Source organism: Sodalis sp. (in: enterobacteria) (assembly GCF_047607725.1).
Lineage (GTDB): Bacteria > Pseudomonadota > Gammaproteobacteria > Enterobacterales > Enterobacteriaceae > JBLKSS01.
This window is the reverse complement of the sequence record NZ_JBLKSS010000150.1, coordinates 1-12,546: the sequence shown is the minus strand read 5'-3', so window position 1 is coordinate 12,546 and position 12,546 is coordinate 1. Positions and strand designations below refer to the sequence as shown.

Below are 12,546 nucleotides of genomic sequence, written 5' to 3'. Positions count from 1 at the left end.
GCACAGGAAAAATAGACTAAAACTGAGTCAGAAGATGAGCGAACACGTGATCGAATATCACTGGAATGGGTGATCGGAAAATATCGGAATAACTGATCGGATGTCGCCGGAACAGATGATCGGATACGTCGGAATCTGCAGCGGGCGGCGCGCACAGCGCAGGCACGAGCACCGCCGCGGCGTTTCTCTCGCATTTTGTGGAAAATTACCGCCAGGGCTGGCTGCACATCGACTGCTCCGCCACCTATCGCAAAGGGGCGGTGGATCAATGGTCCGCCGGTGCCACCGGGCTGGGCGTGCGTACGCTGGCCAATTTGCTGCTGGCGCGGACGCAGGACTTATGCCCGTTTTGGCTCCCGCGCGGGCCGTTCAACCGCTTGACATGACGACCGTTCAGGCGGCGTCTGGAATCGCTAAGTATGACCACCTCACAAGATAATGCGCTGGAACAGGCGCTCGAACGCGCCGCCGGCGAGCCGGCTTTTCGCCCGGCTTTTTTCAAGCTGTTGCTGGCGGCGACGGTCTATGTGCCGGGCGAAGCCGGCGATGATTGGATAGCCGGTGCCGCGCGTGATGACGGCGTGTCGCCGGTAACCTTGCAGCACTGGGAAAAACAGGACGGCGGATCGGCGATTCCCTTTTTTACCTCGGTGGCGGCGCTGGAAAGCGCGGTGGCGGGACCGCAGCCTTTCGTCGCGCTACCGGTGCGCACATTGTTCGCCATGACCGCCGGGGCTGAGCTGTTTCTCAATCCCAAACTACCCTACGGCAAGTCCTTCGCCCCGGATGAAATAGCGGCACTGCTGAGCAACGACGGCGATGCGTTGACCGAACGGCAGGTTCTGGAAGGGGAGATGCGCATGACCCTCAGCGAACCGGCGGACATGCCGCAACAGATGGTGGACTCGCTGATGGCGTTATTCGCGCAATATAAGCAGGTGCGGCGGGCTTATTTGGTGCAAGTGCGGGATGACGCGGAACAGGAGCCGCACTGGGTTATCGCTCTGGAATGCGACTGCGCTGCCGAGGAAGCTATTCAAGCGACGGGTCAGGTGGCGACCGATAGCGCGCCGGACGAGCAGCCGGTGGATATCTGCTTAATTGAGGTGGGCGAGGCGGGCATCAGCCATTATTTCATCCACCACCTGACGCCTTTTTACGAACGGCGCTGGGGCAGTTGGCTCCGGTCGGTGAAGGACGGCGCCCCGTCATAAGGCGGCCTTGGCGGGCTCGCAGGGCGGTGGGATTGCCATCCCGTGTCAACGTCTGCTGCCCCGCGCCGCTGTCCCCTCTCGGCAAAAGGCCTATCGCCACGGCGGCGACAGTCGTTCGACGGTGTGTCGTCACGTGAAAAGGGCCGGCGGGCCTGCCAACGCAAGACCCGCGCCGCCGCCGAAGATCATTGCGCGCCGGCGATAGGCGTATCGTCCCGGGCGCCCCATTCGCTCCACGAACCGTCATACAGGCTGATGTCCTGCGCGCCGAGCGCCGTGAGGGCCAACACCGCCACCGCCGCGGTGACGCCGGAACCGCAGCTGGCGACGATAGGCCGCTTGATATCTATCCCCGCCTGGCGTATTTGCTCTTCCAGCAGCGGCAGGGGTTTTAGCTGCCCGTTTTGCACTAACTGGTCCCAGGGGAGATTCAGGCTGCCGGGGATATGACCGCGGAGCAGGCCGGGACGGGGCTCCGGCGCCTCGCCGCGAAAGCGGGCAGCGGGCCGGGCATCGACAATTTGCGCTGAGCGGTCGACACTGATACGGCGGATATCGTCGAGCGCACGCACGCGATTAGCCGCAATGCGCGGCGTAAAGTTCTGTGGCGCGGGCGTCGGTTGCCCCTCTTCCAACGGCCCTCCGGCGCGCGACCAGGCGTCAAGGCCCCCCGCCAGCAGCGACGCCTGCCGGACGCCGCTGCTCAGGAGCATCCACCAGGCGCGCGGCGCTGAGAACAGCGAACCGTCGTCGTAAATCACGCAATGCTGGGCGTCGCTAACGCCGAGTGCGCCCATATCCCGTGCGAACTGCACCGGCGATGTCAGCATATGGGGCAGGGAAGAGGCGCTATCGGACAGGGCTTCGATATCGAAAAACACCGCGCCGGGCAGATGGCCCGCGCGAAATTCAGCGACGATATCACGCGGCCCCTGATAACCGGGCGGCAGCATGCGCGCGTCCAGAATACGCACCTGAGGGTCATCGAGATGTTGTTGTAGCCACTGCTGGCTAACGAATAACGATTGGGTCATTATGGGCTCCGCATCGGCGTGCGTCGGGCACTGTGCCGGCGCTATCGCATTGCCGGGCATTGTCGGCTTTTTTGCCGTTGGCTTCAAGGCGCAGACGGCCACCGCCGGGTCAGGGCAGGCGAAAAAGCGGCCTGTGGGGCGCTGGAGGCGCCATTGGCGACGCGGGGGCGTTATTTTTAATTAAATGTTATTTTTAAGGGTAGCGGAGCGCTGCACGCGCCCCTATAATCTGCGCCACTTGCACCGGCCGGCGTAACAGCGAATTAGCGCGGCCATAACAAAAACCACCTAGAGGTTCTCATGACCATCGAACGCACCTTTTCCATCATCAAGCCGAACGCCGTGGCCAAAAACGTCATCGGTGCCATTATCCAGCGCTTTGAAAGCACCGGGCTGACCGTGGTCGGCGCCAAAATGCTCCAGCTCACCCGTGAGCAGGCCGAAGGGTTCTATGCCGAACATAAAGGCAAGCCTTTCTTCGACAGCCTGGTGGATTTTATGATTTCCGGCCCGATCCTGGTGCAGGTGCTCGAAGGGGAAGACGCCGTGTGCCGCAATCGTGAAATCATGGGCGCCACCAACCCCGCCAATGCGCTGGCCGGCACCCTGCGCGCCGATTATGCCGACGGCTTTACCGAAAACGCGGTACACGGTTCGGATTTCGCTGAATCCGCCGCGCGTGAAATCGCTTATTTCTTCGCCGACGGCGAAATTTGCGCCCGTATTCGCTAATCGTCGCCGCACAACAGCGAAAAAAGGGCTGCTTCACCTTTCAAGCCAGGCAGCTCTGCGCTAAAATCAGTGTCCAATGCGCTCCGGATGAGGTGGTAATCCGCACTCGGCCGGGGCATTTCTTTATGTATTTCGCGCCATAACGTGTAATAACGAGGCCTGCAACAAAATGATGTCTGAACAAATGGTATCTGAACGCTCACCCGTGGCGGCAATGTCCGCTTCTCCCGCGCCCGCGGCCCAGCAGAAATTAAACCTGCTGGATATGAACCGCCAGCAGCTGCGCGAATTTTTCTCGTCGCTGGGGGAGAAACACTTTCGCGCCGATCAGGTGATGAAATGGATCTATCACTATTGCTGCGATGATTTCGATCAGATGACGGACATCAACAAGCATTTGCGCACCAGAAGTCGCCGAAGAGCAGTGTTCCGCCGACGGCACCATCAAATGGGCCATCAAGGTCGGCGACCAGCAGGTGGAGACGGTTTACATCCCCGAGGACGACCGCGCCACGCTGTGCGTTTCCTCACTGGTGGGCTGCGCGCTGCAGTGTACCTTTTTCTCTACCGCGCAGCAGGGCTTTAACCGCAATTTGCAGGTGTCGGAAATTATCGGCCAGGTCTGGCGCGCGGCCAAGGTCACCGGCCAGCGTCCTATCACCAACGTGGTCATGATGGGCATGGGTGAGCCGCTGCTGAACCTCACCAACGTGGTGCCGGCGCTGGAGAAGCTTGGCGACATGATAGATGTGGCGCTGGCGATTTCGCTCCACGCGCCGAACGATACGATTCGCGACGAAATTGTGCCGATTAACCGCAAGTACAACATCGACACCTTTTTGTCGGCGGTACGCCACTATCTGGACAAATCCAACGCTAATCAGGGGCGCGTGACGGTGGAGTACGTCATGCTCGACCACATCAATGACGGCACCGAGCATGCGCATCAACTGGCTGCATGTTTGAAAGATACGCCGTGCAAGATTGACCTTATTCCCTGGAACCCGTTCCCCGGCGCTCCTTTATGGCCTCAGCTCCAACAGCCGGATGGATCGTTTCACCAAGGTGCTGATGGGATACGGGTTCACCACCATCGTGCGTAAAACGCGCGGTGACGATATTGACGCCGCCTGTGGACAGCTGGCGGGAGAGATGATCGACCGTACCAAGCGGACGTTGCGTAAACGCATGAACAGTGAACCGATCGAGGTAAAGGCGGTCTGATTGTCGGCGCTGGCACTGATTTCTGACTCTCGTTAACGGATGTAGCGATACTGATACGGGAACCGGCATGAAGCTGATTCGGATGGGTGGACTGGCAGTCATGATTGCCCTGGTGGGCGGTTGCGCCGGCGATAGCCGGCAAGCACGGGACGACGCGCCGTTGCCGCAGGCGACGCCGCAGTCCGCCCCGACCCGTCTGCAGTTGGGGATGGCCTATCTGGCGGCGGGAAATCTTGACGCCGCCCGGCAGAACCTGTCGATGGCGGTGAAGGCCGCGCCCGGCGATTACCCCACCCAGTTAGGGATGGCGCAGTATGAACAGCGGGTGGGGGAAACCGCCGCCGCGCAGAATCGCTATCAGCTGGCCCTGAAACTGGCGCCGCAAAATAGCGAAGTTCTTAATAATTACGGTGCGTTTTTATGTGGTTTAGGGCAGTATGTACCGGCGCAACAGCAGTTTGCCGCCGCCGCGCAATCGGCGGATTACGGTGAGGTTGCCGATAGTCTGGAGAGCGCCGGCTACTGTTTTTTCAAGGCCGGGGACGATGCGCAGGCGCGTAGTTTGCTGATGCGCGCGCTGAAGTATGATCCTGAAAAGGGTGTGGCGCTGGTGTCTGAAGCGAACCGGCAATTAACGGCGGGTCGGCCTGACAGAGCGCAGCGGCTATTGGATGTTTACCAACATGTGCTTCCGGCCAGCGCCGAAAGTTTATGGTTACAGATTCGTTTCGCTGCGTTAGCCAATCGGCCCGATGACGTGCAACGTTATGGCGCACGGCTTGCGCGAAGTTTTCCACAATCCGAACAGTACCAGCAATTCTTAGCTAATGAATACTGAAGCTCTCCAAGATCAAGCACCAACCACCACGGGTGGACGCCTGCGTCAAGCCCGCGAGAATATGGGATTAAGCCAGCAGGCGGTGGCCGAGCGGCTGTGCCTGAAGGTGTCTACCGTGCGCGATATCGAAGATGATCACGCCAATCCCAACCTTGCCTCGACGTTCCTGCGCGGTTATATCCGCTCTTATGCGCGCCTGGTACATATTTCCGAAGAAGAACTGATGCCGATGATGGCCAAGCAGGCGCCGATAAAAGCCTCTAAGGTCGCGCCGATGCAGAGCTTCTCGTTGGGCAAAACTCCCAAGAAACACGACGGCTGGCTGATGGGGTTCACCTGGCTTATCCTGTTTGTGGTGATTGGTCTGACGGGCGCCTGGTGGTGGCAGAATCATCAGGCTCAGCAGCAGGACATCGCCAACATGTCCGATCAATCCTCCGCCCAGCTATCCCAGGGGGATGAGGCGACATCGGTACCCCTTGGCGACGGCGCTGACGACGTCGGCCAGCCGCCGGCGGATCAGCCGGCCGACGCCGGTGCGCCGAGCGCAGCGCCGTCTGCGCCCGCCGCGCCGGAGGCCGGCGCCGCTAACGCAGACGGCAATGCGCTGGTAATGAATTTTACCGGCGATTGCTGGCTCGAGGTGTTTGACGCCGGCGGTAAGAAACTGTTCAGCGGTATTCAGCACAGCGGCGCCACGCTGAATCTTACCGGCCAGGCGCCGTACAAATTGAAAATCGGTGCCCCGGCAGCGGTGCAGGTTCAATATCAAGGCAAACCGGTGGATCTGAGCCGGTTCATCCGATCAAATCAGGTTGCGCGACTGACCGTAGCCGCCCAGTAAGTAAAGAGTAAAGCCAGTCGGCAAGGTTGGAGAAAGATCAATGCATAATTCCGCACTCATAACCCGTCGAAAATCGAAACGTATTTACGTCGGCAAGGTGCCAGTAGGTGACGGCGCCCCCATCGCGGTGCAGTCAATGACCAACACGCGCACCACCGATGTCGCGGCGACGGTGCAGCAAATACAGGCGCTGGAACGCGTCGGTGTTGATATTGTGCGCGTGTCGGTGCCCACCATGGACGCCGCCGAAGCGTTCAAACTTATCAAGCAGCAGGTCGCTGTGCCGCTGGTGGCGGACATCCATTTTGACTATCGCATCGCGCTGAAAGTCGCCGAATACGGCGTGGACTGCCTGCGTATCAATCCCGGCAACATTGGCAACGAAGGGCGCATCCGTTCAGTGGTGGATTGCGCGCGCGACAACAATATTCCGATCCGCATCGGCGTCAATGCCGGTTCCCTTGAGCGCGATCTGCAGGAAAAATATGGCGAACCCACGCCGGAGGCACTGCTGGAGTCCGCTATGCGTCATGTGGATATCCTCGACCGACTCAACTTCGACGCGTTCAAGGTCAGCGTGAAAGCCTCCGATGTGTTTTTGGCGGTGCAATCCTACCGCCTGCTGGCGTCACGCATCGATCAGCCGCTGCATCTGGGCATCACCGAGGCCGGCGGTGCCCGCAGCGGGGCGGTGAAATCGGCTATTGGCCTGGGGCTGCTTCTCAGCGAGGGCATCGGCGACACGCTGCGCATTTCGCTGGCGGCGGATCCGGTGGAGGAAGTGAAGGTCGGTTTCGACATTTTGAAATCGCTGCGTATTCGCGCGCGCGGTATCAATTTCATCGCCTGCCCGACATGTTCGCGCCAGGAGTTTGACGTTATCGGCACCGTCAACACTTTGGAACAGCGCCTGGAGGACATCGTCACACCGATAGATGTCTCCATCATCGGCTGCGTGGTGAACGGTCCCGGCGAAGCGCTGGTTTCCACGCTGGGGGTGACCGGCGGCCATAACAAAAGCGGCTTTTACGAAGACGGCGTTCGCCAGTGCGAGCGTTTCGATAACGAACTGATGATCGACCAATTAGAGGCCCGCATTCGCGCGAAAGCGGCGATGTTGGACGAGAATAATCGCATCGCGGTCAATCTGATAGAAAAATAACACAGGTAGAGATTCGACATGGCAAAGAACATCCAGGCCATTCGCGGCATGAACGACTATTTGCCGGAAGAGACGGCATTCTGGCAGCGTGTTGAAGGGACGCTTAAGGGCGTGCTGGCCAGCTACGGCTACAGTGAAATCCGCCTGCCGATCGTCGAGCAGACCCCGCTGTTCCAGCGGGCTATTGGTGAAGTCACCGATGTGGTGGAAAAAGAGATGTACAGCTTCGCAGATCGCAACGGCGACAGCCTGACCCTGCGTCCGGAAGGTACCGCCGGCTGCGTGCGCGCCGGGATTGAACACGGACTGTTGTACAACCAGGAACAGCGGTTGTGGTATGTAGGTCCCATGTTCCGCTACGAGCGTCCGCAGAAAGGGCGCTACCGCCAGTTTCACCAGATGGGCGCCGAGGTGTTTGGTCAGCAGGGGCCGGACGCCGACGCCGAGCTTATTTTGCTCACTGCCCGCTGGTGGCGCGCGCTGGGCATCAGCGAGTATGTATCGCTGGAGCTAAATTCCATCGGGTCGCTGGAAGCGCGTGCCCAGTATCGCGAGGCGTTGGTGGCGTTTCTCGGTCGGCACGAAGACCGACTGGACGAGGATTGCCGCCGCCGTATGCACACCAATTCGATGCGGGTGCTGGACACCAAAAATCCCGATATTCAGGCGCTGCTCAACGATGCGCCGGTCATGATCGATTATCTCGACGACGATTCCCGCGCTCACTTTTCCGGTCTGTGTGAACTTTTAGACCTGGCCGGCATCCCATATACGGTTAATCCGCGTTTAGTGCGCGGTCTGGATTACTATAACCGGACGGTTTTCGAGTGGGTGACCACCCGCTTGGGTTCGCAGGGTACCGTTTGCGGCGGCGGCCGTTACGATGGCCTGGTGGAACAGTTGGGCGGCCGGGCCACCCCCGCCGTCGGCTTCGCCATGGGGCTGGAGCGGCTGGTGCTGCTGGTGCAGGCGGCCAACCCGGATTTTGCCGCCGCGCCGCGTGTCGACGCCTATCTGGTGGCGGCGGGGGACAGCGTGCAGCGCGAGGCGCTGCGGCTGGCGGAGCAGCTGCGTGACGCGCTGCCTTCCCTGCGGCTGATGACCAATTACGGCGGCGGCAGCTTTAAAAAGCAGTTTGGTCGTGCCGATAAGCACGGTGCCCGCGTCGCGCTGGTGCTGGGAGAAAGCGAGGCGGCGGCGCAGCAGGTGGTGGTGAAGGATTTGGCCACAGGTAACCAGGAAACGCTGGCGCGAAGCGATGTCGCCGAGCGGCTGGCATCGATTTTAGGTTTAGGTTAAGGAGAAGGACACCGTGGAAGTCTACAGCACTGATAATGAACAGCGCGAGGCGCTGCGTCGTTTCTTTGTCGATAACGGCAAGGCGCTGGCAATAGGCGTCGTGTTAGGCGTTGGCGCCCTGGTGGGCTGGCGTTACTGGCATAATCATCACAACGACGCCATGACGGCAGCATCAAGCGCCTGGCAGCCGGTGAACACCGGTCTTGCCGGTCAGGCCAGCCAGCCGCAGCTGGACGCCGCCCAGCATTTTGCCGACGCCAACGACAATAATTATGGCGGGCTGACCTCTCTGGGGCTGGCGCGGCAATACGCGGAGAGGGGCGATTTCGCCGCCGCCCAAACGCACCTGCAAAAGGCGCTTGGCCAAACCCGCGAGGCCAATCTGCAATCGATCATTAATCTGCGTTTGGCGCGCGTGCAGCTGCAGCAGAAAAATGTGGATGGCGCATTGAAAACCCTCGACGGCGTGAAGGAGCAGGGATGGACGGCGCTGGCGGAGGATACCCGCGGCGATGCGCAAGTGATCAAAGGCGATCATCAGGCCGCGCGCGCCGCCTACGAAAAAGCGCTGCAGTCCGGCGCGCCTCAGGCGCTGGTGCGCATGAAACTGAATAATCTGTCCAGCTGAGAGGGACCCCATGCAATTGCGTAAGACGATGTTTATAGGACTGTTATCGGTCACCCTGCTCAGCGGGTGCGCGTGGTTCAGCGGCGAAGAGAACGTGGTGACCATGTCGCCGCTGCCCAAAGTGGACAATCAGTTTCAGCCGACAACGGTATGGAGCCGCTCGGTCGGCGGTGGCTCCGGCGATTTCTATTCCAATTTGCACCCCGCCTGGCAGGATGCCCGCGTGTTCGCGGCCGACCGTCATGGCGTGGTGAAAGCGCTGGACGCGGATAGCGGTAAAGAAATCTGGTCAACAAATCTTTCCATCCACACCGGCTTCTTTTCGCGCAACCGTCCGGCTCAGCTCTCCGGCGGCGTAACGGTGGCGGGGGATCGGGTCTACGTGGGCAGCGAGCTGGCTAAAGTCTACGCCTTCGACGCACAGGATGGCAGCCTCGCCTGGGAGACGACGGTTGCCGGCGAAGCGCTGTCCACGCCGGTGGTGAGTGACGGCGTGGTGCTGGTACATACCAGCAACGGCATGCTGCAGGCGCTTAATGAGACCGACGGCGCGGTGAAATGGACCGTTAACCTTGATGTGCCGCCGCTGACGCTGCGCGGCGAATCCGCTCCGACAACGGCGTTTGGCGCCGCGATCGTGGGCGGCGATAACGGCCGTGTCAGCGCGGTCATGATCAATCAGGGCCAGCTGATTTGGCAGCAGCGCATCTCGCAGCCGAGCGGCGCGACTGAAATCGCCCGTATCCACGATGTGCAAACGACTCCGGTCGTGGTCAACGGAGTCGTTTACGCCCTAGCCTATAACGGCAACCTTGCGGCGCTGGATCTGCGCTCCGGCCAGGTAATGTGGTCGCGGGAAATCGGTTCCGTCAGCAATCTGCTGGTGGACGGTGGGCGAATCTACCTGGTGGACCAGAACGATCGGGTGATTGTGGTGGACACCCAGGGCGGCGTGACCCTCTGGCGCCAGATCGATCTGCTGCACCGCAATTTGACCTCTCCGGTGCTGTATAACGGCTATATCGTTACCGGCGACTCGGAAGGCTATCTGCATTGGATCAACACCGATGACGGCCGGTTTGTCGCTCAGCAAAAAGTGGACAGCACCGGCCTGCTGGCGGCCCCCATCGTTGCCGGCGATAAACTTATCGTGCAGGCGAAAAATGGCGAGGTTTACGCCATTACCCGCTAAGGCGTGCTATCATCCGGCGCCGGTAGTCGGATAGACGCTTCCCGCAACGGCTCCTGACATATTCAGGAGCCGTTTTGTCTTATATAATCAGTCCTGTTGCTGTATTACCCGTTTTTTACCTGATGAGGTTGTAATAATGATACCTGTCGTCGCGCTGGTCGGGCGCCCGAATGTAGGAAAATCCACTCTATTCAATCGACTGACGCGCACCCGTGATGCGCTGGTGGCAGATTTTCCGGGGCTGACGCGTGACCGCAAGTATGGTCGTGCCGAATGGGAAGGCCATGAATTTATCGTTATCGACACCGGCGGTATTGATGGCACGGAAGAAAGGGTCGAGACCCATATGGCCGGGCAATCGCTGGTGGCAATTGAAGAGGCTGATATCGTGCTGTTTATGGTGGACGGGCGCGCCGGGCTGATGGCGGCCGATCAAGGTATCGCCAAGCATCTGCGCAGCCGCCAGAAAACCATGGTCATCGTCGCCAATAAAACCGACGGGATCGATGCCGATAGCGCCGTGGGCGATTTTTATGCCCTGGGCATGGGCGACATCGTGCCTATCGCCGCCTCGCACGGGCGCGGTATCAACAGCCTGCTGGAGCAGGTCCTGCTGCCGCTGGTAAGCGACGGCCTGCCGGTGGACGACGCGGACGACGAGGACGAATTTGAACCCTGGCCGGACGATGAAACCGAGGCGCTGGCGCAGGAGGAAGAGGAAGAGCCCTTTGACCCGCAGTCTCTGCCGATAAAGCTGGCGATCGTCGGCCGTCCCAACGTCGGTAAATCCACGCTGACCAACCGCATTCTCGGCGAAGAGCGCGTGGTGGTGTACGATATGCCCGGCACCACCCGCGACAGCATTTATATTCCGATGGTGCGTGACGAGCGGGAATATGTCTTGATCGACACCGCCGGCGTGCGCAAGCGCGGTAAGGTCAGGGAAACGGTGGAGAAATTTTCCGTCATCAAGACCCTGCAGGCTATCGAAGATGCCAATGTGGTGTTGCTGGTCATTGACGCCCGCGAAGGTATCTCCGATCAAGATTTGTCGCTGCTGGACTTTATTCTCAACAGCGGGCGGTCGCTTATGATCGCGGTCAATAAATGGGATGGCCTGTCCAGCGAAACACGCGACGACGTGAAACAAGCGCTGGATCATCGTCTCGGTTTTATCGATTTTGCCCGCGTGCATTTCATTTCGGCCCTGCACGGCAGCGGCGTCGGCAATCTGTTTGAATCGGTGAATGAAGCGTACCAGTGCGCCACCAAGCGGGTGAGCACGGCATTACTGACGCGCATCATGCGCATGGCGGTGGATGAACATCAACCGCCGCTGGTGCGCGGACGGCGCGTAAAACCCAAGTATGCCCATGCCGGCGGTTACAATCCGCCGATCGTGGTGATCCACGGCACTCAGGTTAAAGATCTGCCGGACAGCTATAAACGTTATCTGATGAACTATTTTCGCCGCTCGCTGGAGATTATGGGCACGCCGATCCGTATTCAGTTCAACGAGGCCGCCAACCCCTTTGCCGGCCGGCGTAATACCCTGACGCCAACGCAACTGCGTAAACGTAAACGGTTAATAAGCCATATCAAGAAAAACAAATAAGCGGGGGAAGCATGGCGCAATGTGAGGTCTGCCGACAAACGCTGGTGGCGCGGGGCGATGCGCTGAACTGTCCCGCCTGCGTGCAGGATTACCGTGAGCAGGCGCAGTGCCCAGATTGTGGGCAGCCGCTGGATATACTCAAAGTCTGCGGCGCGGTGGACTATTTCTGCCCTCATGGCGACGGTCTCATCGCCAAAAAGCGGGTGACGCTGTCCTTTGTCCCCCGCTGATGAGGTCATTGCGCTGTCGGTGGCCGGTCGGCGTCCAACTGTCGCTGGCGCCATAATAGCGCCTGTAGTTCGGGCGGCGCGCTTTGTTCCGGCACCAACAATTCCAGGGCGGCGGCATATCCGCCAGCACGAAGCGCTGCGGACTCGCCAGCGCCGGGATATAGGCAAAGCCGCCTTCACGCGACACCGCAATCACGCTACAGTCATCCAAAACAGGTAATCTGTCCATGCTGTTCTCCCGGGGGGCTGCGGCATCTTCCGCAGGACTGGCCCCATTAGGATAAGACACCCACCTGTCGCCAAGCGTTCTCCACCGCATTGCCGGCCTCTGCGTCGAATTGCTCTGTGGCGTGGCTCACGGTCAGTTTAGCGAAATCAGCGAAACTGGCGTTTTGCAGGTAAGCGCCCCGTGGAGGACGTCTTGAATTATTGGTGGGTTTGTTGTATGAGACAGTAAACCTACGTTACACGCTTATGCTCATTGCATTTTCACATTGTATTGATTTTAATAACTTTTATTTCCATCCCGGTTTG

Annotated in this window: 11 protein-coding genes and 2 pseudogenes; 12 read left to right on the top strand and 1 reads right to left on the bottom strand. The window is 59.7% G+C overall.

Going from position 1 to position 12,546, the window contains the following annotated elements; all coding sequences use genetic code 11:
- Positions 1 to 134: 134 nt before the first annotated feature.
- Positions 135 to 386: pseudogene (locus ACMX3H_RS13610) on the top strand (hypothetical protein); the annotation flags it as partial.
- A gap of 33 nt (positions 387 to 419) precedes the next feature.
- Complete coding sequence (gene sseB / locus ACMX3H_RS13605) at positions 420 to 1,214, top strand: enhanced serine sensitivity protein SseB (RefSeq protein ID WP_415211214.1); 795 nt, start codon at positions 420 to 422, stop codon at positions 1,212 to 1,214.
- A 185-nt stretch (positions 1,215 to 1,399) separates the two neighbouring features.
- Here sseB and sseA read toward each other — a convergent pair whose 3' ends face one another.
- Positions 1,400 to 2,248: a 3-mercaptopyruvate sulfurtransferase gene (gene sseA / locus ACMX3H_RS13600; protein ID WP_415211213.1), complete on the bottom strand. Its 849-nt coding sequence runs from the start codon at positions 2,246 to 2,248 to the stop codon at positions 1,400 to 1,402.
- A 300-nt stretch (positions 2,249 to 2,548) separates the two neighbouring features.
- On the opposite strand from sseA, the gene ndk reads away from it, so the two are divergent.
- From ndk to ACMX3H_RS13550, 10 genes and pseudogenes are all read left to right on the top strand, one after another.
- Positions 2,549 to 2,980 carry a nucleoside-diphosphate kinase gene (gene ndk / locus ACMX3H_RS13595; RefSeq protein WP_415211212.1) on the top strand — a complete coding sequence of 144 codons (432 nt, stop codon included), beginning with the start codon at positions 2,549 to 2,551 and terminating at the stop codon, positions 2,978 to 2,980.
- A 172-nt stretch (positions 2,981 to 3,152) separates the two neighbouring features.
- Positions 3,153 to 4,204 (top strand): annotated as a pseudogene (locus ACMX3H_RS13590) (bifunctional tRNA (adenosine(37)-C2)-methyltransferase TrmG/ribosomal RNA large subunit methyltransferase RlmN).
- A gap of 67 nt (positions 4,205 to 4,271) precedes the next feature.
- The gene (pilW, locus tag ACMX3H_RS13585; protein ID WP_415211211.1) at positions 4,272 to 5,042 is read left to right on the top strand and encodes a type IV pilus biogenesis/stability protein PilW; all 771 of its coding nucleotides are present in this window, start codon (positions 4,272 to 4,274) and stop codon (positions 5,040 to 5,042) included.
- Positions 5,032 to 5,886, top strand: coding sequence for a cytoskeleton protein RodZ (gene rodZ, locus ACMX3H_RS13580; protein ID WP_415211210.1), 855 nt, complete (start codon positions 5,032 to 5,034; stop codon positions 5,884 to 5,886). Before pilW ends, rodZ begins: the two co-directional genes overlap by 11 nt.
- A 40-nt stretch (positions 5,887 to 5,926) precedes the next feature.
- A complete protein-coding gene (gene ispG / locus ACMX3H_RS13575) occupies positions 5,927 to 7,048 on the top strand; it encodes a flavodoxin-dependent (E)-4-hydroxy-3-methylbut-2-enyl-diphosphate synthase (RefSeq protein ID WP_415211209.1) in 1,122 nt (373 codons plus the stop codon).
- Positions 7,049 to 7,066: 18 nt separating this feature from the next.
- The gene (gene hisS / locus ACMX3H_RS13570) at positions 7,067 to 8,347 is read left to right on the top strand and encodes a histidine--tRNA ligase (RefSeq protein WP_415211208.1); all 1,281 of its coding nucleotides are present in this window, start codon (positions 7,067 to 7,069) and stop codon (positions 8,345 to 8,347) included.
- A gap of 13 nt (positions 8,348 to 8,360) precedes the next feature.
- Complete coding sequence (locus ACMX3H_RS13565) at positions 8,361 to 8,975, top strand: YfgM family protein (RefSeq protein ID WP_415211207.1); 615 nt, start codon at positions 8,361 to 8,363, stop codon at positions 8,973 to 8,975.
- Between the two features lie 10 nt (positions 8,976 to 8,985).
- Positions 8,986 to 10,167 (top strand): outer membrane protein assembly factor BamB, encoded by a 1,182-nt coding sequence (gene bamB / locus ACMX3H_RS13560; RefSeq protein WP_415211206.1) that lies wholly within the window; start codon positions 8,986 to 8,988, stop codon positions 10,165 to 10,167.
- 136 nt (positions 10,168 to 10,303) lie between these two features.
- The gene (der, locus tag ACMX3H_RS13555) at positions 10,304 to 11,782 is read left to right on the top strand and encodes a ribosome biogenesis GTPase Der (protein WP_415211205.1); all 1,479 of its coding nucleotides are present in this window, start codon (positions 10,304 to 10,306) and stop codon (positions 11,780 to 11,782) included.
- Between the two features lie 11 nt (positions 11,783 to 11,793).
- Entirely contained in the window at positions 11,794 to 12,012 is a 219-nt protein-coding gene (locus ACMX3H_RS13550) for a zinc ribbon domain-containing protein (RefSeq protein ID WP_415211204.1), read from the top strand.
- Positions 12,013 to 12,546 lie beyond the last annotated feature (534 nt).